Source organism: Stenotrophomonas sp. ATCM1_4 (assembly GCF_004348115.1).
GTDB classification, from domain to species: Bacteria; Pseudomonadota; Gammaproteobacteria; order Xanthomonadales; family Xanthomonadaceae; genus Stenotrophomonas; species Stenotrophomonas capsici.
This window is the reverse complement of sequence record NZ_QPFB01000001.1, coordinates 2326794-2349244: the sequence shown is the minus strand read 5'-3', so window position 1 is coordinate 2349244 and position 22451 is coordinate 2326794. Positions and strand designations below refer to the sequence as shown.

Here is a 22451-nt window from a genome sequence, read left to right as displayed (position 1 = left end):
AGCCTGAAGCGCCGCGCAGAACCGCCGCCTCCCTATGGCGCAGCCAAGGGTAGGACGGGGGAGGGGTAAGCTTTTGGTCTTGCCGCAACAAAAAACGCCGGCTTCCGCCGGCGTTTTCCGTAAGCCCTCAGCGCACGTCCACCCAGACCAGATGGTGGTCGCTGCCGTCGGCGATCTTCGCCTCGGGGCTGGCGTTGGCCGGCCAGAACACGCCGCTGCCGATGTAGCTGAAACCCGTGGATGGCAGCACGTAGTCCAGGCGCATCGTGCCCGAGCGCGGGCCGAAATCACCGGTGGCGTGCTGCGGTGCGCCGCGTCGGACCAGGCCCTTTTCGGCATAGGCCAGGCTGGTCTCGCGCGCGCCCTCGCTGCTCGGCGTGGGGTAGCGCAGCACGCGCGGATGCTCGAGCAGTTCGAGGATGGCGTCGTGGCGGCCGTCGCCATCGACCGGGTCGTTGTTCATGTCGCCGACGATCACGAACCGCGCATCGGCGGCCAGCCCGCCGCAGCGGCCCTGGTCGTCGCACAGCCAGGCGTCGTTGCCGCCATCGAGATAGTCCTTCCACAGCCGCAGCTCGTCATGGTTGCGCGCGGCGTTGCGCTTCTCCTTGCCATCGAACACCGGCGGGGTGGGGTGGGAGGCCAGCACATGCACGGTGCCCAGCGGGGTTTCCACCGGCACGTCCCAGTGCGACTTGGACGACAGGCGCAGCTGTGACCACACCGCATCGGGCCAGAACGATTTGCCGGTGCCCGGCTCGATCGGGCGCAGCGCGCCGGGCATGGCGCTCCACTTCAGCAGCTGGAAGCTGCGTACGTGCTTCTCGTCGATGGGGTAGCGGGACAGCACCAGCATGCCGTACTGGCCCGGGTGCAGGCCGTAGCCCCACGCATCGTTGCCACGCTCGCGGCCGGTGCCGCCGACGCTGCCGTTGTTGTCCAGGTCCAGGCCGCTGGGCACGCCGGTGTTGACCGGTGCCAGGTAGCGGTAGGGGTAGTGCAGCGGTTCGCCGCCACCGGGCTGGGCCACTTCGAGGTAGCGCTGCTGGAACAGCTCGGCGGCCCGGTGGGCCGGGTCGAAGTCGAACTCGTTGAGCAGCACCAGGTCCGGGCGCGCCTGTTGCAGCACCGCGGCGATCTTGCGTGCATGGGCGCTGTCGCCCTGCAGTTCGCGGATCAGGCCACCTTCCTCGTCGGAGTACAGCGAGGTGTTGTACGTGGCCAGCCGCAGGTGGTCGGCGGAGGAGGGCACGCTGGCGGTGTTCGCGGAGGTGGAACAGGCTGCCAGCAGCAGGGTCATGGGGAGCAGGAAAGTGGGAATGCGCATCCGGGCATTTTCTCACGACCTCATGACCGGTACGAGAAATACGAACGCCCCGCGGGGGCGGGGCGTCCGAGGTCCGGCTCAGCGTGGGATCAGAACGTGCAGCCCATGGCGCCGAAGCTGGTCTTGGCCTGGTCCATGGCGGTCTTGCACTGGGCGGCCAGGGCGGTCTTGTCGGAGATGCCCTTCCAGGCGTTCTTCGACTGCTCGATGCCCTGCTTCATCATGTCGCGCTGGGCTTCGGGAACCTTGTCGCTGATGCAGGCGTAGACCTTCTCCAGGTACTGGTCGCATTCCGGGACGCCGGTGCCGGCATCAACGGTGTCGGTGGTCGGCGCCGGGGTGACGGCGGCCGGGGCGGAGGCGGCCGGAGCTGCGGGGGCTGCCGGGTCGGCAGGCGTCTCGGCCTTCTTGCAGGCGGCCAGGGACAGGACGGCAAAAGCGGCAACAGCCAGGATCTTGATCTTCACGCATAGCTCCAGTTGGACAGGGGTTCTTCCTTTTGGCCGCCGCGAGGTCCGCGGCGACGGGCGTAACTTTGCGTGAACTTTGGTTAAATTCAAATCAAGACTGCAACGCTTCGTTCCCCGGATCGGCCTGCCGCCAGTGCCGCCCGTCGAAATACTCCAGCGGATGGTAGCGGCGCTTGTAGTCCATCTTGCGATGGCCGTGGATCCAGTAGCCCAGGTACAGGTGGGGCAGGCCACCGCGCTGGGCCCAGGCAATCTGCTGCAGGATCGCGAAGGTGCCCAGGCTGCGCTTGTCCTGCTCCGGGTCGAAGAAGGTGTACACCGCCGACAGGCCAAGTTCGGTGACGTCGGTCACCGCCACGCCCAGCAGCCGGCCGCGCTGGTGGTCCACGGTCGGGCTGCGGATCTCCATGAAGCGCCCGTGCGACCAACTGCCGATCAGGAACTGGTCGAACTCGTGTGGGCCATGGTCGTCCATGCCGCCACGGGCATGGCGGTGCTGCAGGTAGCGCTGGTAGAGCGCGAACTGCTCGTCCGTGCGTTCGGCCGGCAGCACCCGGCATTCCAGGTCGGCGTTGCGGGCCAGGCAGCGGCGCTGGCTGCGGTCCGGCGCGAAGCGCGCCACCGGGATGCGCACCGGCACGCAGGCACGGCAGTTCTGGCAGTGCGGGCGGTAGACCAAGTCGCCGGAGCGGCGGAAGCCCCAGCTCAAGGCCATCGGGTACAGCGTGCCCAGGCGCTCGTCCTGGGGGTCGAGCACGAGATCGCGCGCCTGCCGCTCCGGCCAGTAGCCGCAGGGGTGTTCCCCGGTCTGGAACAGGCGTAGTTCCTGATTGGTTTCGTCATGTACTGCCATGGGGCAAGCATAGCCCCGCGTCGTCGCAGAACCTGCGTCTGTCTGCCCGATGAATATCGCCGGTGGAGACGTCAACCGGTGTTTCCCCCGCGCGTTGACGGTAGCGAGGACGCACTGTCGCGTCCGTTCTTCCACCAACGGAGTCGCACCATGACCCAACGCAAGCCCTTCCTCCTGCTGGCCCTGCTGCTGGCCACGTCGGCCACCGGTGTTGCACTGGCTGCCAGTCCCGCCGGCCAGCGACCCACGCCGCCGCGCATGGATGCCAACGGTGATGGCGTGATCGATCGCCAGGAAGCCGCCTCGCATCCGCGCCTGGCCCAGCGCTTCGACGAGCTGGACAAGAACAAGGATGGCAAGCTGTCGCGCGAGGAGCTGCCGGCCCCGCGTTTCGCCGACCGGCATGGCCGGGGCGGCCATGGCCATGCGGGCCATGGCGGACGTGATGGCTTCATGCTGCGCGGCATGGACACCGACAACGACGGCCGGATCAGCGCTGCCGAGTACCGGGCCCACTTCGACCGTCTCGACGTCAACAAGGACGGCTTCATCGACCAGGCCGACCGCCAGGCCCGCGCCGAGCAGCGCCGCACCGAATGGTTCACCCAGGCCGACACCGACAAGGACGGCAAGTTGAGCCAGGCCGAACTGGACGCAGCACGCGGCAAGGAGCGGTCGCGCGGCCCGCGCGGTCCGATGCCGCCGCAGGCTCCGGCTGCGAAGTAACCCTTCCGGAGAGGCGCCGATCGACAGCACCCCCGCTGGCAACAGCGGGGGTGTTTCATGTCCGGCCTCAGTTGCCCATCAAGGCGTACACCACCGCGACCACCACGAGCAGCGACGCGCCAACCACCGCGCTGCGGCCGAACAGGCTGCGATAGACCCAGGTCGGGCCACGGCGGCCGTGGCGCGCGGCGTCGCGCGCCAGCATCGGTGCCATCACCCGCGGCAGGCTGACCAGGTACTGGTAGTTCAGCACGGTCATGCCCACGGCGATGACCAGCACCCCGGGCAAGGGGCCCATCCGCAGCAGCACCGTCGCCATCGTGCTGGTGCAGAACAGGAAGGCGGTGGTGACATGCAGGCGCAGGAAACGGCGCAACTGCGTGCGCTCCTGCGCGGTCTCGGCATAGCGCAGCAGGTAGAGGCTGGACAGGTAGGCCGACAGCATGCCGAACGCGATGCTGCCGATGACCAGCAGGATGTCGTGGGAGTTGGGCATCAGGGTGTTCACCGTCGCCCCGAGCGTGCCGGCGGCGGCACCGCCTCCGAGGGTGGTCGTGCCCAGGCCACTGGCCCCCAGCTTGCCGGCGCCGGCGGCGGTGCCGACCACGATGGCGCTGGCGGTGCCGGGCGCGGCCAGCATCACCGTCGAGCAGACCGCCGCGGCAAAGGCTGTGCCCGGCGCGGTGCTGCGGGCGAACTCGCCGAAGCGCTTGAGCAGTTCGTCGCGCACGGTGGCGCGGGCACGCGACAAGCGCTTGCGCACGGCGGCATCGCTCAGGCCCAGCAGCCGTGCGACCTGCTGCGAGCTCTGTCCTTCGCGGTAGAACAGCAGCAGGGTCTCGCGGCTGTCCTCGGGCAGGGCCGAGATGATTTCCTCGGCGACCAGTTCCTCTTCGACGCGGCTCATTGCCTCGACCGCATCCGGTGCGGGGTCGGCGGCCATGCCGATGGCGATCTCGGCCGCCTCGCCGCTGAGGGGGCGGTTGTGGTTGGCTCGCAGCCAGTCCCGGGCCAGGTTGCGGGTGATCTGGCGCAGCCACGGCAGGAAGCTGGCGCCGTTGTTGAGTTGGTTGAGCTGCTGCCAGGCCTTGATGAAGGCCTCCTGGGCGATGTCCTCGCTGGCCTGCACGTCGCGGGTGATCGCCAGGGCGATGGCGGTCACCGTGTTCTGGCAACCCAGCACGATGCGCCCGTAGGAGCGGGTGCAGCCGCGGCGGGCGGCGGGCAGTTCCTGTTGCAGCAGGGTGTCCAGCGTGGCGGTGGTCATGGGCGCTTCCCTCGGGGTTCGCAATACATGACGCAGGCCAGCGCTGGATGTGACCGGGGACGGGGAAACAGGGAGAAGGCCGGGCAGGGTGGTGGCACTGGCGCTTCCCCGTTTCGGATCCGGGCTATTTCTTGCCGGCGTCCGGCGCGGTGGTCGGCTGGATCCGCACGCGTACCTCCTCCGGCGCCTGCGGCGCCGCGGGCTGGGCCTGCGGGGCGGGCGCCGGTGCTGGCGGGGTGGGCGCGGCCTGCCGGCGCAGCATCATCAGCAGCACCACGCCGGCGATCACCGCCAGCAGGATGATGCGGATGCGCCATGCCCAGCCGCGGCCGCCGCTTTCCTGCTGCGGCATTTCGCGGAAGGCGTACTCGGCGACGGGATGGTCGGTACGGGTGGTCTGCAGCAGGTTGGCGCCGCGCAGGATCTCGCGCGCACGCGGCTGGTCATTGGCATGCACCACCCACACCGCGGGATGGTTGGTCCCGTCGCTCTTGTCCAGGTAACTGAACTGGCCGCGGCGCTTGCTGTGGTACGAGTGGCCGTTGGTGACGCGGACCTCGATGTCGGCATCGCGCAGCATCTGCGCCACCGCCTCGGCGTTCTCCACGCGCTGGCTGCTGAAGATCTTGCGCATGGCTTACTCCTTGCCGCCGTCGGCGCCGGTGGAAGGCGTGACGCGGATCAAGCCTTCCTGCGCGGTGCTGGCCACCAGCACGCCGTCACGGGTGAAGAACTGGCCCCGCGCCAGGCCGCGCGCGTCCTGTGCGCTCGGGCTGTCCAGCGAGTACAGCAGCCAGTCGTCGACCCGGAACGGGCGATGGAACCAGATGGCATGGTCCAGCGAGGCCATCTGCACGTGCGGCTGGTAGTAACTGATGCCGTGCGGGAAGGTGGCGGTGCCGAGCAGGTGGAAGTCGGAGGCATAGGCCAGCAATGCCTGGTGCAGCTCCGGTGCATCGCCGACCTTTTCGTTCAGTCGCAGCCACACCTGGTGGTAGGGCGGGCGCTTGGGCGGGTGCAGTTCGTCGCGCGGATAGACATGGCGGAACTCGAACGGGCCGCCGCGCGAAAGCCAGCGCTGCACCTTCACCGGCAGCCGCTCGAGCACGTCGGCCGGCAGCGGGCGGTTGGGCTCGATGTCTTCCGGTGCCGGCACCTCCGGCATCTTGTGCTGGTGCTCGGCGCCGCGTTCGGCCTGCTGGAAGGAGGCCGCGCAGAAGAAGATCACCTTGCCGTGCTGGATCGCGGTGACACGGCGCACCGAGAAGCTGCCGCCATCGCGGGTGCGGTCCACGTCGTAGATGATCGGGTGGTCGATGTTGCCGGCACGCAGGAAATAGGCATGCAGCGAATGCACGTGGCGGCCGTTGTCGATGGTGGCCTGGGCGGCGGCCAGCGCCTGTCCCAACACCTGCCCGCCGAACACGTACTTGGTGCCGATATCGCGGCTCTGGCCACGGAACAGGTTGTCCTCCAGCCGCTCCAGCGACAACAGGTCAATCAGTTCGGGGACAACGGGTTCGGCATTGGCGGACAAGACGGCGGCCTTCGGTTCGACAGGCCGCGATTATAACGGGCGGCAGCGCGCCGCCCGCCGGCGGGGCTCAGTTCTTGCCCAGGCGTGCGGCCAGCGCCTGCAGCGCGCCCTGGGCGTCGGCCGAGTACCAGGCCTCGACGAACCGCTCAAGCTGGATGTGCTCCGGTTGCATGGCGTCGTGCAGGTCGGCGCGGGCGATGGCGCGGGTCTGCAGCATCGGCTGGCGCGGCAGCTTGAGCTGTGCCTGCAGCCAGGCAACCGCCTGCGCGACGACCGCATCGGCACCATTGGCCAGTTCATCGACCAGGCCGATCTCCAGCGCCCGCTCGGCGGTGACCAGCTGGCCGCCGGCCAGCAGCACGCCGGCACGGTGGGTGCCGACCACGCGCCGCATCAGGCGCTGGATGCCTTCCGGCGCGACCAGGCCGACCTGTACTTCGTTCAGGCCGATCACATAGGGCTTGGCCGGGTCGACGCTGCGTGCCATCACCCGGTAATCGCAGCACAGCGCCAGCACGCAGCCGCCGGCCGGCGAGTGGCCGGTCAATGCCGCCGCCACCGGGATGCGGCTTTCGGCCAGCGTGCGGGCGGCGCCGAAGAAGGCCTGCCAGCTGTCCAGCAGCTTGTGCTTGTCCTGGCCATGGCGCAGCAGGTACGGCACGTCCATGCCGCCGGTGAAGATACGTTCGCTGCCGGACAGCACGATGCCCTGCACGTCCTCGGCCATGGCCTGGCTCAGCGCGGCGATCAGCGACCGGCAAAGCTCGGTGTCCAGCGCGTTGACCGGCGGCCGGGCCAGGCGCAGTTCGCGGATGGGGCCATGGTTGATCACTTCGATGAGCGTGGTCATGCTGCGGTTTCTCGTACGGCAGGGAGTCGTGGTTTCGATGATAACCAAACCATTCGTGTGCGTACTGTTGGGCCTGTGTGGGTTCGGCGCCGCAGCTCAAACGCGCGCGCCGGCCTGCGTGACGATCACCGATGGCTGGGCGCGGCTGCCACCGGGCGCCCTGCCGATGACGGCCGGCTACGCGCGCCTCCGCAACGACTGCCGTACCGAGGTGGTGGTGGTGGCCGCAGGCAGCCGCGCGTTTGGCGAGGTGTCGTTGCATGAAACCACGCAGGTGCAGGGGGTCAGTCGAATGCGCGAGGTGGCGCGGTTGCCGATCCCGGCCGGGGCGACGGTGGAGCTCAAGCCCGGTGGCCTGCACCTGATGCTGATGCAGCCTGCGCTGACGCTGGCCGAGGGCACGCGGGTGCCCCTGCGGCTGAGCCTGGAGGACGGGACCAAGGTGGATGGCACCTTGCAGGTGCGGCGTCAGGCGCCGGGGCAGCCCTGACCGTCCCACGCAGCGGGATCCGCGTCCGGGCCGGGAGCCGCCTGGTGGGCGTGCCGCACCTGCTTCATCCAGTCGCGCGGTGAGGCGCCCACCTTCGCAGCGAAGGCGCGGGACAGCGCCGAGGCATTGGCATACCCCAGCTCTTCGGCCAGCGCGGTGATCGGCCGGCCACGCCGCAGGTCGCGTTGCGCCAGCGCGATGCGCCAATCGGTCAGGTAGTCGGCCGGGGTCTGCCCGACCCACGCGCGGAAGGTGTTGGCGAAGGCGGTGCGTGACATGCCGGCGCGTTCGGCCATGCGTGCCAGTGTCCATGGATGGCCCGGCGTGTCATGCATCGCTACCAGCGCACGGGCCAGCCGCGGCTCGGACAGGCCGGTGATGAAACCGGGACGGATGCACGCTTCCTCCGGGTGATCAAGCAACCAGCGCAGCAACTGGATGACCACGACCTCGAACAGGCGGTCGGTCAGCAGGCGCTGTCCACAGCGTGCCTGGTCGGTTTCGCAGAACAGCAGCTCCAGTGACAGCGCCAGTCCGGGTACCCGGTCCAGTGGCAGCGCGACCAGTGGCGGCAGCCCCCGGACCAGCGGATGGGCCATGCCGCCATCGAAATCCAGCCGGGCACAGGTGAAGTCGGCACCGTCGCGGGGCGGGTTGTGGAACCGGTGGGTCAGCGGACGGGGATAGAACAGCAGGCTGGGGACATCGAAATGCATCCGCTCCGGCAGGTCGCGGCGGCCGGGGTGGCTGACCTCGAGCTGGCCGCGGCGCAGCACGTGCAGGAAGGCATGGCCTTGGCCGGCGTCGAAATGGGTGAGTCCGCACAGGGGGCCCGAGTGGTACAGCTGCGCCCGGAAGCGGAAGTTGTCCAGGATGCCGGCCAGCCGATCCATCGGGGGAGTGGTGCTCATTTGTATCAATTGGTTTGTTTGACGTACGAATCGTATCAAATGATCCATCCGGGTCGCGGAGACTGGCTCCACGGGCAGCCCGCCCGATGCGTCCCACCCCACCGATCAGGAGATCACCATGTCCCGTGTCAGCCTTCAGTCCCAATCCGCTCCCGCCGCCAGCCAGCCGCTGCTCGCCCAGATCCAGCAGGCCTTCGGCGCCACCCCGAACATGTTCAAGGCCGTTGCCAACTCCCCGGCCGCACTGCAGAGCATGTGGGCCGCTTTCGGTGCCTTGGGCAAGGGCACGCTCGGCGCGCGCCTGGGTGAGCAGATCGCCGTGGCCATCGCCAACCGCAACCGATGCGAGTACTGCCTGGCTGCCCATACCGTGCTCGGCCAGCAGGCCGGCGCGACCGCCACCGACATGGCCGAGGCGCAGCTTGGTCGCTCCCGTGATGCCCGTACCGCGGCGGCGCTGGCGTTTGCGTTGAAGGTGGTGGAGCAGCGTGCGCAGCTCACCGACACGGATGTCGCGCACCTGCGTGGGGCCGGATTCGATGACGGGCAGATCGTGGAGATCCTGGCCCACGTCGCGCTCAACCTGTTCACCAACTACATCAACGTGGCGCTGGATGTGCCGGTGGATTTCCCGAAGGTGGCGTTGAAGTAACGGGGGCGCTGCTGCGCTTCAGCCGGAAAAAGGAAAGCCGCCCCCAAGGGCGGCTTTCCTCATTCCAGCAATGCATACGGCAACTCAGCTCGAAGCGTTCCGCACCGGTTCCGGCAACGGCGCGCTCTTGCCGGTTTGCGTATCCATCCACACGACGACCACATTGCCGTCGGAGTACAGCTTGCTGCTGTCCTGCTGGTCGACGATGCGATGGCCGATGGTCACGCTGCTGTTGCCCAGCCGCTCGACGAACAGTTCCACCACGATGTCGTTGGGCCACACGATCGGCAGGCGGTAGTTGATGTTGGTGTTGGCCACCACCGGTGCGATGCGGTCGCTCATCGACACGCCTTCCACGCCCAGCATCCAGCGCACGCGCGCCTCTTCCAGGTAGGAGACGTACTTGGCGTTGTTGACGTGGCCCATGGAGTCCATGTCGCGCCAGCGCACGCTGATCGGTACGCGGGCCAGTTGCTTGTGTTCGCTGCTCATCACGAGGCCTTCTTCTTGCGGGGGGCGGCGGCTTTCTTGGTGGCCGTCTTCTTGGCGGCCTTTTCCTTGCGCGGCGGGCGCGCATCGGGCTTGTTGGCCACTGCGGCCGGCTGCTCCGGGCGCGCCTGCGTGGACGGCAGCATCCGCGCCAGGAACTGGCCGGTGTACGAGTCCGGATGCGCGGCCACGTCTTCGGGGGTACCGGTGACCAGGATGGTGCCGCCGCGATGGCCGCCTTCCGGCCCGAGGTCGACGATCCAGTCGGCGGTCTTGATCACGTCCAGGTTGTGCTCGATCACCACCACCGTGTTGCCCTCGTCGCGCAGCTTGTGCAGTACGCCGAGCAGGGCCTCGATGTCGTGGAAGTGCAGGCCGGTGGTCGGCTCGTCGAGGATGTACAGGGTGCGCCCGGTATCACGGCGCGAGAGCTCCTTGGACAGTTTCACGCGCTGCGCTTCACCACCGGACAGCGTGGTCGCGCTCTGGCCCAGCTTGACGTAGCTCAGGCCCACGTCGACCAGCGTTTCCAGCTTGCGGGCGATGGTCGGCACCGGTTCGAACAGGCGCAACGCATCCTCGACGGTCATCTCCAGCACGTCGTTGATGTTGTAGCCCTTGTAGAGGATCTCCAGCGTCTCGCGGTTGTAGCGCTTGCCGTGGCAGACGTCGCAGGGCACGTACACGTCCGGCAGGAAGTGCATCTCCACCTTGATCAGGCCATCGCCCTGGCAGGCCTCGCAGCGGCCGCCACGCACGTTGAAGCTGAAGCGGCCCGGCGAGTAACCGCGCGCACGCGCCTCGGGCACCTGTGCGAACAGTTCGCGCAGCGGCGTGAACAGGCCGGTGTAGGTGGCCGGGTTCGAGCGCGGGGTGCGGCCGATCGGCGACTGGTCGATGTCCACCACCTTGTCGAACAGGTCCAGGCCGTCGATTTCCTTGTACGGCGCGATCGGGTGCGAGGCGCCGTTGATCTCGTTGGCGGCCAGCGAGAACAGGGTGTCGTTGATCAGCGTCGACTTGCCCGAGCCGGACACGCCGGTAATGCAGGTCAGCAGGCCGGCCGGGATGTCCAGGTCCACGCCCTTGAGGTTGTTGCCGCTGGCACCGCGCAGGTGCAGCGTCATCTTCGGGTTGGCCTTGTGCCGGCGCGCCGGGATCTCGATGGCACGCTTGCCCGACAGGTACTGGCCGGTCAGCGAGCGCGGCGCATCGAGGATGTCCTGCAGCGAGCCCTGGCCGACGATCTCGCCGCCGTGCACGCCCGCGCCGGGGCCGATGTCCAGCACGTAGTCGGCCAGGCGGATGGCGTCTTCGTCATGTTCGACCACGATCACCGTGTTGCCGAGGTCACGCAGGCGGGTCAGGGTGCCGAGCAGGCGTTCGTTGTCGCGCTGGTGCAGGCCGATGGACGGCTCGTCGAGCACGTACATCACGCCGACCAGGCCGGCGCCGATCTGGCTGGCCAGGCGGATGCGCTGCGCCTCGCCGCCGGACAGGGTGTCGGCCTTGCGCTCCAGGGTGAGGTAATCCAGGCCCACGTCGACCAGAAAGCCCAGCCGTTCGGCGATCTCCTTGACGATCTTGGTGGCGATCTCGCCGCGCCAGCCCGGCAGGGTCAGCTGGTTGAAGAAGGTCAGGGCCTCGTCGATCGGCATCACCACCAGTTCGGGCAGCGGGCGGTCGGCGACGAACACGTTGCGGGCGGCCTTGTTCAGGCGCGCGCCCTTGCACTCCGGGCACGGCCGCTCGCTGATGTACTTGGCCAGCTCCTCGCGCACCGCCGGCGATTCGGTCTCGCGGTAGCGGCGTTCCAGGTTGGGGATGATGCCCTCGAAGCGGTGCTTGCGCTGGCTGCGGCCACCGGCCTCGGTGAAGTAGGTGAAGGTGATCTGGTCCTCGCCGCTGCCGTACAGCACGGCTTGCTTCACGCTTTCCGGCAGCGACTGCCACGGCGCGTCGACGTCGAACTTGTAGTGCTTGGCCAGCGAGGCGATCAGCTGGAAGTAGTAGGCGTTGCGGCGGTCCCAGCCGCGCACCGCGCCGGCGGCCAGCGACAGCTCCGGGTGAATCACCACCCGCGACGGGTCGAAGTACTCGGCCATGCCCAGGCCATCACAACCCGGGCAGGCGCCCATCGGCGCGTTGAACGAGAATAGGCGCGGCTCCAGCTCCGGCAGCGCGTAGTCGCAGACCGGGCAGGAGTACTTGGAGGAGAACAGCTGCGGGGTGGCCTTGGCGTCGTCCAGGCTCTGCACCGAGGCCATGCCGTCGCCCAGCTTGAGCGCGGTCTCGAAGCTTTCGGCCAGGCGCTGCTTGAGGTCCTCGCGCGGGCGGAAGCGGTCGATCACCGCCTCGATGGTGTGCTTCTGGCGCAGCGCCAGCGGCGGCACCGCGTCGATCTCGTACAGCTCGCCGTCCACCCGCACGCGCACGAAGCCCTGCGCGCGCAGCTGGTCGAACACCTGCACGTGCTCGCCCTTGCGGTCCCGGATGACCGGGGCCAGCAGCATGTAGCGCTGCTCGGGGTCCAGCGCCAGCACCTGGTCGACCATCTGGCTGACCGTCTGCGCTTCCAGCGGGTAGCCGTGGTCCGGACAGCGCGGGCTGCCGACGCGGGCGTAGAGCAGTCGCAGGTAGTCGTAGATCTCGGTGATGGTGCCCACGGTCGAGCGCGGGTTGTGCGAGGTCGACTTCTGCTCGATCGAGATGGCCGGGGACAGGCCCTCGATGTGGTCCAGGTCCGGCTTCTCCATCACGCTCAGGAACTGGCGTGCGTAGGCCGACAGCGACTCGACGTAGCGGCGTTGGCCTTCGGCATAGATGGTGTCGAACGCCAGCGAGGACTTGCCCGAGCCGGACAGGCCGGTGATCACGATCAACTTGTCGCGGGGCAGGTCGAGGTCGATGTTCTTGAGGTTGTGCGTCCGCGCACCGCGGATGCGGATGAAATCCATCGCCATGGGAGATCCGTATTGGACCGCCGCCGGCAGGCCGGCGGCAGAAGTGGGGGGCGTAGCTGACGGCAGTCGATCAGCCTAGCGGCCTTGTGATTTTGGGGCAATTACCGCATTTGCCAGTCCGAAAAGCTGAGACTGGGCGGTAGGCAGGTGATTGTTCAGACACGGTTTTCCCGAGCAGGGGGTGGGTTGACCCGGGCTGGGTTGTGTCGGTAAAATCCCGCTTCTGTCCGCCCTCGATGGCGGGCACGGCGACCACAATAACTACAGAGGAAGTCTGGTCATGTATGCAGTTCTGGTAACTGGCGGTAAGCAGTACCGCGTCGCTCAGGGTGAAACCCTGCGCGTTGAGAAGCTCGAAGTCGAAGCCGGCAGCGAGATCAAGTTCGACAACATCCTGATGCTCGGCGATGCCGACGGCATCAAGCTGGGTGATGCGCTCAAGGGCGCCTCGGTGACCGCCAAAGTCGTGGCCCACGGCCGCGCCGACAAGGTCCGGATCATCAAGTTCCGTCGCCGCAAGCACCACATGAAGCGTCAGGGTCACCGTCAGTACTACACCGAAATCCAAATCACCGGCATCGCCGGCTAATAGCTAAGGAGAATCCGTCATGGCACATAAAAAGGGCGTAGGCTCCTCGCGCAACGGCCGCGACTCCAACCCGAAGTACCTGGGCGTCAAGATCTTTGGTGGCCAGGCCATCGAGGCAGGCAACATCATCGTGCGTCAGCGCGGCACCCAGTTCCACCCGGGTGCAGGCGTGGGCCTGGGCCGTGACCACACGCTGTTCGCGCTGGTCGACGGCAAGGTCGAGTTCTCGGTGAAGGGCGCCAAGAAGCGTCGCACCGTCAGCGTCGTCGCGGAAGTCTGATTCCGCACGCGCAGGCGCCCACGTCCAGCGTGGGCAGCTGACGAAAGCCCCGCTTCGGCGGGGTTTTTCGTTGGCAGATATATTGGCGGGCCAGCGGTCCGTCGTTCCGGCCAGGCCGGGGCATTGCATAGAATCAGCGGCCAGGCAGTCCTGCCTCCCGCCATCAGTGGGCAACCAGAATCATGAAACTTGTAGACGAAGCGGAGATCCAGGTCATCGCTGGCAACGGCGGTAACGGCTGCGTGGGCTTTCGCCGTGAGAAGTTCATTCCGCTCGGTGGTCCCGATGGTGGTGACGGCGGCGACGGCGGCAGCGTGTGGATCCGTGCCGACGAGAACCTGAACACCCTGGTCGACTTCCGCCATGACCGCATCTTCAAGGCGCAGCGCGGCGAGAACGGCATGGGCCGCCAGGCCTACGGCAAGGGGGGCGAGGACCTGGTCATCACCGTGCCGGTCGGCACCGTGGTGATCAACGTGGCCACCGACGAAGTGATCGGTGACATGGTCCAGCATGGCGACCGCCTGCTGGTGGCCAAGGGCGGCAAGGGCGGCCTGGGCAACATGCACTTCAAGAGCTCGACCAATCGTGCCCCGCGCCAGGCGCTGCCGGGCGAGGAGGGCGAGGACCGCCTGCTCAAGCTGGAGCTGAAGCTGTTGGCCGACGTTGGCCTGCTGGGCTTCCCGAACGCCGGCAAGAGCACCCTGATCCGCGCGGTCTCGGCGGCGACGCCGAAGGTGGCTGATTACCCGTTCACCACGTTGTACCCGAACCTGGGCGTGGTGAAGGTGGAGAACTACCGCAGCTTCGTGATCGCCGACATCCCGGGCCTGATCGAAGGCGCTGCCGACGGTGCCGGCCTGGGCGCGCAGTTCCTGCGCCACCTGCAGCGCACCCGCCTGCTGCTGCACCTCGTCGACATCTCGCCGATGGAAGGGGGCGTGGAAGGCATCTCGCCGGTCGAGCAGGTGCGTGCGATCGAGCGTGAGCTGGGCAAGCACGACCCGGAACTGCTGGAGAAGCCACGGTGGCTGGTGCTGAACAAGGCCGACCTGATGTTCGAGGACGAGGCGCAGGCCGCGGCCGAGCAGGTGGTCAAGGAGCTGGGCTGGACCGGTCCGTGGTACCTGGTCTCGGCGCTGGGTCGTGAGGGCACCTGGCCGATCATGAAGGACATCATGGCCTTCTTCGACCACCAGAAGCTGCTGGAAGCCGAAGAGCGCGAAGCGCAGGGCGGCTGAGTTTCCCGTGCCGCAGGCAGAAGCGCCGCGTTCCCGAAGGGGAGGGCGGCGTTTTTTATGCCGGTAGCGCCGAGCCATGCTCGGCAGGGCCTTTCCCGGGAAAGCCCGGTGGAGCTTGGCTCCGCTCCATGGGGATCGCGGGCAACAAAAAACCCGGCGCGGAGCCGGGCTTTTCATGCCGGGAGCCTTGCGGCTCCAGGTGATCGCCGGATCAGGCGGCCTTGATGGCCTTGATGCGGGCGGTCAGACGGCTCTTATGACGCGCAGCCTTGTTCTTGTGAATCAGGCCACGGGCGCTGAAACGGTCGAGGATCGGCTGGGCGACGGCAAAGGCAGCCTCGGCGCCGGCGGCGTCGTTGGCGTCCAGAGCCTTGATCACCTTCTTGACGGCGGTGCGCAGCATCGAACGCTGAGCCGTGTTACGCGCGTTGCGCACAACGGTCTGCTTGGCGCGCTTCTTGGCGGACTTGATATTGGCCACAGTGGTGGTTTCCTGAAAATCGATGTGGTGGGAACAGCAAGCTCACAAGTATGATGGCAGACCAAATGAACGTCAAGTCGAGTTGTCAAGGGGGCTGTTAAGTGAGTTCGCCGCGCATGTTGCGGGGGCTGCTGTCGTTCAGCAGCATGACGATGATTTCGCGGGTCCTCGGGCTCGCGCGCGATCAGGCAATATCCATCACCTTCGGTGCCAATGCGACCACCGATGCGTTCTGGGTGGCCTTCCGCGTGCCCAATTTCCTGCGCCGGCTGTTTGCCGAGGGCTCATTCGCCACGGCGTTCGTACCGGTATTCACCGAGGTGAAGGAAACCCGCCCGCACGCTGACCTGCGCGAGCTCATGTCCCGGGTGTCCGGGACCCTAGGGGGCATTCTACTGGTCCTGACCGCGCTGGGGCTGATTTTCACGCCACAGATCGCCTGGCTGTTCGCCGACGCCGATGCCGCCGACCCGGTCAAGTACGGGCTGCTGGTGGACCTGCTGCGGCTGACCTTCCCGTTCCTGCTGTTCGTGTCGCTGACCGCGCTGGCCGGCGGGGCGCTGAACAGCTTCCAGAAGTTCGCCATGCCGGCGCTGACGCCGGTGATCCTCAACCTGTGCATGATCGCCGGCGCGCTGTGGCTGGCGCCGCGGCTGGAGGTGCCGATCCTGGCGCTGGGCTGGTCGGTGCTGGCGGCCGGCGTGCTGCAGTTGCTGTTCCAGCTGCCCTCGCTGAAGGGCATCAACCTGCTGACGTTGCCGCGCTGGGGCTGGAACCACCCGGACGTGCGCAGGGTGCTGACCCTGATGGTACCGACCCTGTTCGGCTCCTCGGTGGCGCAGATCAACCTGATGCTGGACACGGTGATCGCGGCCAAGCTCAGCGATGGCTCGCAGTCCTGGCTGTCGCTGGCCGACCGCTTCCTGGAGCTGCCGCTGGGCGTGTTCGGGGTGGCACTGGGCACGGTGATCCTGCCGGCGCTGGCCCGCCATCACGTCAAGACCGACGGGGAAGGCTTCTCCAACGCGCTGGACTGGGGTCTGCGCATGACCCTGTTGATCGCCGTACCGGCCATGCTTGGCCTGTTGCTGCTGGCCGAGCCGCTGATCGCGACCCTGTTCCAGTACCGCCAGTTCACCCCGTTCGATACCCGGATGACGGCGTTGTCGGTCTATGGCCTGAGCTTCGGCCTGCCGGCGTTCGCGCTGTTGAAGGTGGTGCTGCCGGCGTTCTACTCGCGGCAGGACACCAAGACCCCGGTGCGCGCCGGCCTGGTCGCGCTGGTGGCCAACATGGTGTTCAACTTCATCCTGCTGGCGGTGGTCTACCAGATCATGGTACCGGAGGCGTTGAAGGCGCAGGGGGTGATGGCCGCGCTGGCCAAGCAGCCGGGCCTGCACCTGGCGCTGGGCATCGCCAGCGCGCTGTCCAGTTACCTGAACCTTGGATTGCTGTGGTACTGGCTGGGCAAGACCGGCGTCTACCAGCGGCGACCGGGCTGGGGCGGGTACGTGGTGCGCCTGCTGCTGTCCTGCGCGGCGATGGTGGCGGTACTGCTGGCCCTGCTGTACTGGTTGCCGGCGTTCACCCCGATGGACAAATGGCATCGGATCGGCAGCCTGGCGCTGCTGGTCGGCGGTGGCGGGTTGACCTACCTGCTGGCGATGGTGGCCATGGGCTTCCGCCCGCGCGACCTGCGCGGGCATTGAGGCGCCCGCTATACTTCCGGGCTACATGAGACAGAACCGGCCCGGAAAGGGCCGGATCCGGATGGAATGAGCAGGCTTTTTAGAGACGTCGATGGCGGGGTGCTTGCCCCGCAGGGAAGCGTGGTCTGCATCGGTGCCTTCGACGGCCTGCACCTGGGCCATCGGGCGTTGGTGCGCCACGCCGTTGCCCGTGCCCGCGCGCTGGGCGTGCCCGCCGTGGCGCTGGGCTTCGAGCCGCTGCCGCGTGAGTTCTTCGCCAAGGACAACCCGCCGCCGCGGCTGATGCTGGCCCGCGACAAGGTGGCCACGCTGCGCGAGCTGGGCATCGACCAGGTCGGCCTGCTGCGTTTCGACGCCCGGATGGCGGCGATCACCGCCGAGGACTTCGTGCGCGACATGCTGGTGCGCCGGCTGGGGGCGCGCGAGGTCTGGATCGGCCCCCGCTTCCACTTCGGCAACCGCCGTGGCGGCGATATCGCGCTGCTGCAGGCGATGGGCGCCGAGCTGGGCTTCGTGGCCGGCGAGATCGAGCCGGTGCACCTGAACGGCGAGCGCATCTCCAGCACCCGCATCCGCGAGCTGCTGGTGGCCGGCAACTTCGGCCACGCCGCCGACCTGCTGGGCCGCCCGTACGCGATCGGCGGCCGGGTGGTGCGCGGGCAGCAGCTGGGCCGTACGCTGGGCTTCCCCACGGCCAACTTGCGTTTCCCCAAAACACCCGCACTTTCAGGTATCTACGCCACTTGGGTGCACGGTGTCTTCGAGCAGCCGTGGCCGTCGGTCTCGAGCTTCGGCACGCGCCCGACCGTGGAGGGCGTGGAGCCGCTGCTGGAAGCCCACCTGTTTGATTTCCAGGGCGACCTGTACGGTCGCCACATCGAAGTGGAGTTCGTCGCCAAGCTGCGCGATGAAGAGAAGTTCAACGATCTGCCGGCGCTGACCGAGCAGATGCACCGCGACGCCGAACAGGCGCGTCGCATCCTTTCCGAACACAGATTGCGAGCCACCGCGTGAGCCAGGATTACAAAGCCACCCTCCATCTGCCGGCAACGGAGTTTCCGATGCGCGGCGACCTGCCCAAGCGCGAGCCGGGCATCCTGGCGCGTTGGGAAGAGCAGGGCATCTACGCGCAGCTGCGCGAGAACGCCAAGGGCCGGCCGCTGTTCGTGCTGCACGATGGCCCACCGTACGCCAATGGCCAGATCCACCTGGGCCACGCGGTCAACAAGATCCTGAAGGACATCATCGTCAAGTCGCGCTACCTGGACGGCTTCGATGCGCCCTACGTGCCGGGCTGGGACTGCCACGGCCTGCCGATCGAGATCGCGGTCGAGAAGAAGTGGGGCAAGGTCGGCGTCAAGCTGGACGCGGTCGAGTTCCGCCAGAAGTGCCGCGAGTACGCCGAGGAGCAGATCGACATCCAACGCCGCGACTTCAAGCGCCTGGGCGTGATCGGTGATTGGGACAACCCATACAAGACGCTGAGCTTCGACTTCGAGGCCAACGAGATCCGCGCGCTGGCCAAGATCGTCGCCAACGGCCACCTGGTGCGCGGCGCCAAGCCGGTGCACTGGTGCTTCGACTGCGGCTCGGCGCTGGCCGAGGCCGAGATCGAGTACCAGGACAAGACCTCGCCGGCCGTGGACGTGGCCTACGCCGCGCGGGATGCCAAGGCGCTGGCCGCCAGCTTCGGCGTCACGCTGCCGGCGGGCGTGGAAGTGGCGGTGCCGATCTGGACCACCACCCCGTGGACGCTGCCGGCCTCGCTGGCGGTGTCGCTGGGCGCGGACATCGAATATGCATTGGTCGAGGGCCCGGCCCACAACGGCCAGCCGCGTTGGCTGGTGCTGGCCTCGGCGCTGGCCGAGCGTTCGCTGGCCCGCTATGGCGTGGCCGAGGTGGTGGTGCACGGCCGTGCCAAGGGCGCGGCGCTGGAGAACCAGCTGCTGGCGCACCCGTTCTACGCCAACCGCGACATCCCGCTGCTCAACGGCGAGCACGTGTCCGATGCCGACGGTACCGGTGCGGTGCATACCGCGCCCGGCCACGGCCAGGAGGACTACGTGGTCAGCCAGGCCTATGGCCTGCTGGAGCACTACAACGCCGGCCAGATCAACCCGATCGACGGTGCGGGCGTGTACCTGCCGTCGACGCCGCCGGCCGGCACGCAGGAACTGGCCGGGCTGCACATCTGGAAGGCCCAGCCGCTGATCATCGAGGTGCTGCGCCAGAGCGGCGCGCTGCTGGCGTTCGTCGAAATCCAGCACAGCTACCCGCATTGCTGGCGCCACAAGAAGACGCCGCTGGTGTTCCGCGCCACCCCGCAGTGGTTCATCTCGATGGACAAGGCTGGCCTGCGCGCCGATGCGATGAAGGCCATCGACACCGTGGGCTGGTTCCCGACCTGGGGCAAGGCGCGTATCGCCAGCATGGTGGAGGGTCGCCCGGACTGGACGATCTCGCGCCAGCGTACCTGGGGCGTGCCGATCGCGCTGTTCATGCACCGCGAGACCGGCGAGCCGCACCCGCGCACCGTCGAGCTGATGCAGCAGGTGGCCGACCGCGTGCAGGTCGAGGGCATCGACGTGTGGTACTCGCTGGATGCCAGCGAACTGCTCGGCGATGAGGCCGCGCAGTACGAGAAGGTCACCGATATCCTCGATGTCTGGTTCGACTCGGGCGTCACCCACGAAGGCGTGCTGCTGGCGCGTGGCTTCGGCAAGCCGGCCGACCTGTACCTGGAAGGCTCGGACCAGCACCGCGGCTGGTTCCAGTCCTCGCTGCTGACCGGCGTGGCCATCGACAAGGCGGCGCCGTACAGGCAGTGCCTGACCCACGGTTTCACCGTGGACGAGCACGGCCGCAAGATGTCCAAGTCGCTGGGCAACGGCATCGAGCCGCAGGACATCATGAACAAGCTGGGCGCGGACATCCTGCGCCTGTGGATCGCCTCGGCCGACTACAGCAACGAGATGTCGCTGTCGCAGGAGATCCTCAAGCGCAACGCCGATGCCTATCGCCGCCTGCGCAACACCGCGCGCTTCCTGCTCGGCAACCTGGACGGCTTCGACCCGGCCCGGGACCTGCGCCCGCTGGAAGACATGGTCGCGCTGGACCGCTGGATCGTGCACCGCGCGTTCGACCTGCAGGAGAAGATCAAGCTCGCCTACGCCAGCTACAACATGGCCGAGATCGTCCAGCTGCTGCTGAACTTCTGCAGCGTGGACCTGGGCTCGCTGTACCTGGACGTGACCAAGGACCGCCTGTACACGATGCCGGAGGATTCGCGCGGCCGCCGTTCGGCGCAGAGCGCGATGTACCGCATCGCCGAGGCGTTCGTGCGCTGGGTGGCGCCGATCCTGACCTTCACCGCCGAGGAGCTGTGGGGCTACCTGCCGGGCGAACGCGCCGGCAACGTGCTGTTCACCACCTGGTACGACGGCCTGGCCCCGTTGCCGGCCGATGCGCAGCTGTCGGCGGCCGACTTCGACCAGTTGCTGGCACTGCGCGAGCAGGTGGCCAAGGTGCTGGAGCCGATGCGCGCCAATGGTGCCATCGGCGCGGCGCTGGAAGCGGAAATCACCGTCGCCGCCAACGAGGAGCAGGCCGCACGCTGGCAGCCGCTGGCCGATGAAATGCGTTTCCTGTTCATCAGCGGCGACGTGAGCGTGCGCCCGGCGACCACCGACGAGGTGTTCGTCAGCGCGCAGCCGACCGAGAAGGCCAAGTGCGTGCGTTGCTGGCATTACCGCGCCGACGTCGGCGCGGTGGCCGCGCACCCGGAGCTGTGCGGTCGCTGCGTCAGCAACATCGAAGGTGCGGGCGAGGACCGCCGCTGGTTCTGACCAGCCGCGGCGGTTGAAGAGGCGAGGGTGCCGACGGCCATGGCCGGGCGCCCGCGTCTTTCCTGAAGAATTTCTACGGATGCACACATGCAGTCGAAAGCGGTTAAACCCAATGCGTTGATCTGGCTGCTGCTGTCGGTGGCGGTGATCGGGCTGGACCAGTGGAGCAAGGCGTGGGTGCTGTCGAGCCTGCCCGAGTTCACCCCGGTGCCGGTGATCGACGGCTTCTGGAACTGGTATCGCACCTACAACACCGGCGCGGCGTTCAGCTTCCTCAGTGGCGCCGGTGGCTGGCAGTTGTGGTTCTTCACCTTCCTGGCGGTGGCGATCAGCGGCCTGATGGCGTTCTGGCTGTCGCGCACGCCGCGTGCCAACTGGCGCAGCGCATTGCCGTATGCGCTGGTGATCGGCGGCGCGATCGGCAACGTGATCGACCGGCAGATCCACGGTCACGTGGTGGACTTCATCCAGTGGTACGTGGGCAACCATTACTGGCCCTCGTTCAACATCGCCGATTCGGCGATCGTGGCTGGCGCCATCGGCATCGCCGTGTCGGGCCTGTTTGAAGGCAAGTCCGGCAAAAAGGCCGGATAATCCCCACCTGTTTCACCGAAACCGGCCATTGCCGGCCGGAGTATCTGAAAGATGGACGTTCTGCTTGCCAATCCCCGTGGTTTCTGCGCCGGCGTCGACCGCGCCATCGAGATCGTCAAGCGTGCGATCGAGACGCTGGGGGCGCCGATCTACGTGCGCCACGAGGTGGTGCACAACCGCTTCGTGGTCGATGACCTGAAGGCGCGCGGGGCGATCTTCGTCGAGGAACTGGACGAAGTGCCGGACGGCAACACGGTGATCTTCAGCGCCCACGGCGTGTCGCAGGCGGTGCGCGGCGAAGCCGAGCGCCGCGGCCTGAAGGTGTTCGACGCCACCTGTCCGCTGGTGACCAAGGTCCACCTGGAAGTGGCGCGGCACTGTCGCGCCGGCCGCGACGTGGTGCTGATCGGCCACGAAGGCCATCCGGAAGTGGAAGGCACCATGGGCCAGTGGAACCGCGAGAAGGGCAAGGGCCACATCTACCTGGTGGAGAGCGTGGAGGACGTGGAGGCGCTGCAGGTCAGCCAGCCGGAGAACTTCGCCTACACCACCCAGACCACGCTGTCGGTGGATGACACCCGCGCGGTGATCGAAGCCCTGCGCACCCATTTCCCGGCCATCCAGGGCCCGAAGAACGACGACATCTGCTACGCCACGCAGAACCGCCAGGACGCGGTGCGTGACCTGGCCAAGCAGTGCGACCTGGTGCTGGTGGTCGGTTCGCCGAACAGCTCCAACTCCAACCGCCTCAGTGAACTGGCCCGCCGTGAAGGCGTGGAGTCCTACCTGATCGACGGTGCACAGGAAATCGATCCGGCCTGGGTGGCCGGCAAGCAGCGCATCGGCCTGACCGCCGGTGCCTCGGCGCCGCAGGTGCTGGTGGATGGCGTGATCGCCCGCCTGCGCGAGCTCGGCGCCAGCGGCGTGGCCGAGCTGGATGGTGAACCGGAATCGATGGTGTTCGCGCTGCCGAAGGAACTGCGGCTGCGCCTGGTCGATTGACCACGCCGCCGGCATTCATTAAACTTCGCGGCCACGCCGGAATAGCTCAGTTGGTAGAGCGGCGCATTCGTAATGCGTAGGTCGCAGGTTCGACTCCTGTTTCCGGCACCAAAGCAGAAAGCCGACTTTGCCGAGTCGGCTTTTTTGCTTTCCGGCCTGCGCGCGTGCGCCGCCG

General features: G+C 67.6%; 22 protein-coding genes and 1 tRNA gene. 12 read left to right on the top strand and 11 right to left on the bottom strand.

From position 1 onward, the window contains the following. Positions 1 to 127 precede the first annotated feature (127 nt). The 3 genes from ATCM_RS10775 to ATCM_RS10765 all read right to left on the bottom strand — a co-directional run bounded on the left by ATCM_RS10775 (position 128) and on the right by ATCM_RS10765 (position 2650). Positions 128 to 1300, bottom strand: coding sequence for an endonuclease/exonuclease/phosphatase family protein (locus ATCM_RS10775; RefSeq protein WP_243694093.1), 1173 nt, complete (start codon positions 1298 to 1300; stop codon positions 128 to 130). 116 nt (positions 1301 to 1416) lie between these two features. Beyond that, on the bottom strand, positions 1417 to 1794 hold the full coding sequence (locus ATCM_RS10770; RefSeq protein WP_165931079.1) for a hypothetical protein: 378 nt from the start codon (positions 1792 to 1794) through the stop codon (positions 1417 to 1419). Between the two features lie 94 nt (positions 1795 to 1888). Beyond that, positions 1889 to 2650 (bottom strand): arginyltransferase, encoded by a 762-nt coding sequence (locus tag ATCM_RS10765; protein ID WP_132864527.1) that lies wholly within the window; start codon positions 2648 to 2650, stop codon positions 1889 to 1891. A 150-nt stretch (positions 2651 to 2800) separates the two neighbouring features. Here ATCM_RS10765 and ATCM_RS10760 point away from each other — a divergent pair, with 150 nt between their 5' ends. Continuing rightward, the gene (locus tag ATCM_RS10760; RefSeq protein ID WP_132864526.1) at positions 2801 to 3376 is read left to right on the top strand and encodes an EF-hand domain-containing protein; all 576 of its coding nucleotides are present in this window, start codon (positions 2801 to 2803) and stop codon (positions 3374 to 3376) included. A gap of 67 nt (positions 3377 to 3443) precedes the next feature. On the opposite strand, the gene ATCM_RS10755 is transcribed toward ATCM_RS10760, so the two are convergent. The 4 genes from ATCM_RS10755 to ATCM_RS10740 form a co-directional block, all read right to left on the bottom strand. Then, positions 3444 to 4643, bottom strand: coding sequence for a sigma-70 family RNA polymerase sigma factor (locus tag ATCM_RS10755; protein WP_132864525.1), 1200 nt, complete (start codon positions 4641 to 4643; stop codon positions 3444 to 3446). Positions 4644 to 4767: 124 nt separating this feature from the next. Beyond that, positions 4768 to 5277: a DUF2007 domain-containing protein gene (locus ATCM_RS10750; RefSeq protein WP_132864524.1), complete on the bottom strand. Its 510-nt coding sequence runs from the start codon at positions 5275 to 5277 to the stop codon at positions 4768 to 4770. A gap of 3 nt (positions 5278 to 5280) precedes the next feature. Continuing rightward, complete coding sequence (gene tesB, locus ATCM_RS10745) at positions 5281 to 6180, bottom strand: acyl-CoA thioesterase II (RefSeq protein WP_132864523.1); 900 nt, start codon at positions 6178 to 6180, stop codon at positions 5281 to 5283. 67 nt (positions 6181 to 6247) lie between these two features. Continuing rightward, complete coding sequence (locus ATCM_RS10740; RefSeq protein ID WP_132864522.1) at positions 6248 to 7030, bottom strand: enoyl-CoA hydratase/isomerase family protein; 783 nt, start codon at positions 7028 to 7030, stop codon at positions 6248 to 6250. Positions 7031 to 7067: 37 nt separating this feature from the next. Between ATCM_RS10740 and ATCM_RS10735 the strand changes: the two genes are divergently transcribed. Then, positions 7068 to 7520, top strand: coding sequence for a copper chaperone PCu(A)C (locus ATCM_RS10735; RefSeq protein ID WP_132864521.1), 453 nt, complete (start codon positions 7068 to 7070; stop codon positions 7518 to 7520). Here ATCM_RS10735 and ATCM_RS10730 read toward each other — a convergent pair. Next, complete coding sequence (locus tag ATCM_RS10730; protein ID WP_132864520.1) at positions 7499 to 8431, bottom strand: AraC family transcriptional regulator; 933 nt, start codon at positions 8429 to 8431, stop codon at positions 7499 to 7501. The two genes, ATCM_RS10735 and ATCM_RS10730, sit on opposite strands and share 22 nt — an antisense overlap. A gap of 118 nt (positions 8432 to 8549) precedes the next feature. Here ATCM_RS10730 and ATCM_RS10725 point away from each other — a divergent pair, with 118 nt between their 5' ends. Continuing rightward, positions 8550 to 9083, top strand: a complete 534-nt coding sequence (locus ATCM_RS10725; protein WP_132864519.1) for a peroxidase-related enzyme — start codon at positions 8550 to 8552, stop codon at positions 9081 to 9083. An 84-nt stretch (positions 9084 to 9167) separates the two neighbouring features. Here the strand turns inward: ATCM_RS10725 and ATCM_RS10720 are convergent, their stop codons facing one another. Then, complete coding sequence (locus ATCM_RS10720) at positions 9168 to 9575, bottom strand: thioesterase family protein (protein ID WP_132864518.1); 408 nt, start codon at positions 9573 to 9575, stop codon at positions 9168 to 9170. After that, entirely contained in the window at positions 9575 to 12535 is a 2961-nt protein-coding gene (uvrA, locus tag ATCM_RS10715; protein ID WP_132864517.1) for an excinuclease ABC subunit UvrA, read from the bottom strand. The genes ATCM_RS10720 and uvrA overlap by 1 nt, the downstream gene beginning before the upstream one ends. A gap of 280 nt (positions 12536 to 12815) precedes the next feature. On the opposite strand from uvrA, the gene rplU reads away from it, so the two are divergent. The 3 genes from rplU (at position 12816) to obgE (ending at position 14645) form a co-directional block, all read left to right on the top strand. Next, on the top strand, positions 12816 to 13124 hold the full coding sequence (rplU, locus tag ATCM_RS10710; RefSeq protein WP_132864516.1) for a 50S ribosomal protein L21: 309 nt from the start codon (positions 12816 to 12818) through the stop codon (positions 13122 to 13124). A 19-nt stretch (positions 13125 to 13143) separates the two neighbouring features. After that, on the top strand, positions 13144 to 13404 hold the full coding sequence (gene rpmA, locus ATCM_RS10705) for a 50S ribosomal protein L27 (protein WP_132864515.1): 261 nt from the start codon (positions 13144 to 13146) through the stop codon (positions 13402 to 13404). Between the two features lie 182 nt (positions 13405 to 13586). Then, positions 13587 to 14645 carry a GTPase ObgE gene (gene obgE / locus ATCM_RS10700; RefSeq protein ID WP_132864514.1) on the top strand — a complete coding sequence of 353 codons (1059 nt, stop codon included), beginning with the start codon at positions 13587 to 13589 and terminating at the stop codon, positions 14643 to 14645. Positions 14646 to 14856: 211 nt separating this feature from the next. Here obgE and rpsT read toward each other — a convergent pair whose 3' ends face one another. After that, complete coding sequence (gene rpsT, locus ATCM_RS10695; protein ID WP_057629708.1) at positions 14857 to 15126, bottom strand: 30S ribosomal protein S20; 270 nt, start codon at positions 15124 to 15126, stop codon at positions 14857 to 14859. Positions 15127 to 15242: 116 nt separating this feature from the next. Between rpsT and murJ the strand changes: the two genes are divergently transcribed. From murJ to ATCM_RS10665, 6 genes are all read left to right on the top strand, one after another. After that, positions 15243 to 16835: a murein biosynthesis integral membrane protein MurJ gene (gene murJ / locus ATCM_RS10690; protein ID WP_132864513.1), complete on the top strand. Its 1593-nt coding sequence runs from the start codon at positions 15243 to 15245 to the stop codon at positions 16833 to 16835. 66 nt (positions 16836 to 16901) lie between these two features. Then, the gene (locus ATCM_RS10685; RefSeq protein ID WP_132864512.1) at positions 16902 to 17849 is read left to right on the top strand and encodes a bifunctional riboflavin kinase/FAD synthetase; all 948 of its coding nucleotides are present in this window, start codon (positions 16902 to 16904) and stop codon (positions 17847 to 17849) included. Further along, positions 17846 to 20680, top strand: coding sequence for an isoleucine--tRNA ligase (gene ileS / locus ATCM_RS10680; protein WP_132864511.1), 2835 nt, complete (start codon positions 17846 to 17848; stop codon positions 20678 to 20680). Before ATCM_RS10685 ends, ileS begins: the two co-directional genes overlap by 4 nt. Positions 20681 to 20767: 87 nt before the next feature. Further along, positions 20768 to 21274 carry a signal peptidase II gene (lspA, locus tag ATCM_RS10675; RefSeq protein WP_132864510.1) on the top strand — a complete coding sequence of 169 codons (507 nt, stop codon included), beginning with the start codon at positions 20768 to 20770 and terminating at the stop codon, positions 21272 to 21274. A 51-nt stretch (positions 21275 to 21325) separates the two neighbouring features. Then, positions 21326 to 22276 carry a 4-hydroxy-3-methylbut-2-enyl diphosphate reductase gene (gene ispH, locus ATCM_RS10670; RefSeq protein WP_132864509.1) on the top strand — a complete coding sequence of 317 codons (951 nt, stop codon included), beginning with the start codon at positions 21326 to 21328 and terminating at the stop codon, positions 22274 to 22276. 35 nt (positions 22277 to 22311) lie between these two features. Beyond that, positions 22312 to 22387 (top strand) — tRNA-Thr (locus ATCM_RS10665). Positions 22388 to 22451 lie beyond the last annotated feature (64 nt).